The organism is Halalkalibacter flavus, assembly GCF_036663575.1.
Lineage (GTDB): Bacteria > Bacillota > Bacilli > Bacillales > Bacillaceae_D > Halalkalibacter > Halalkalibacter flavus.
Genome location: NZ_JAWRVK010000115.1, coordinates 1 through 586, shown reverse-complemented (window position 1 = coordinate 586; position 586 = coordinate 1). Strand labels below are relative to the sequence as shown.

Annotated in this window: 1 protein-coding gene and 1 rRNA gene; both read left to right on the top strand. The window is 39.6% G+C overall.

Features of this window, described 5'->3' with window-relative positions:
• Positions 1–76: ribosomal RNA gene (rrf, locus tag SAY88_RS26140) — 5S ribosomal RNA — on the top strand; the annotation flags it as partial.
• Positions 77–211: 135 nt separating this feature from the next.
• Positions 212–586: transposase (locus SAY88_RS24635; protein WP_332635075.1), on the top strand; the 375-nt coding region annotated here is incomplete at its 3' end.

The following is a 586-nucleotide window of genomic DNA, read 5'->3' as shown; positions in this document are numbered from 1 at the left end:
CGAACACGGTCGTTAAGCTCTTTTGCGCCGATGGTAGTTGGGGGCTTCCCCCTGTGAGAGTAGGACGTTGCCAGGCACCCAAAAGCATTCCGTTAAGGAATGCTCAGGCTGTTGAGAAAGTCTTCTCAACAGTCTTTTTTGTAGATGTTAATCCGATTATTCAGGTAAATATAGTATAATATAGGTAGATTAATCGTGAGGTAAGTTGTGTATGTTACGCCCTATCCGTGATAAACAAATAGAATTAGAAATGGTTTCAGTTGATCAACTTGTTTCAGAAGATCATCTACTGCGAAAGATTGATGCTACAATTGATTTCTCGTTTATTTATGATAAGGTAAGACCTTTTTATAGTGAAGATAACGGCCGTCCTCCGGTCGATCCTGTCATGTTGTTTAAGATGATGTTTATTGGATATCTTTACGGGATTCGTTCCGAAAGACAACTCGAAAAAGAGATTCAAACCAACGTAGCTTACCGTTGGTTCTTAGGGCTGGGTTTAACAGATACTGTGCCCCATCATTCCACAATTAGCTTTAATCGTCATAAACGGTTCAAAGATACAACGGTTTTTCAAGATGTTTTT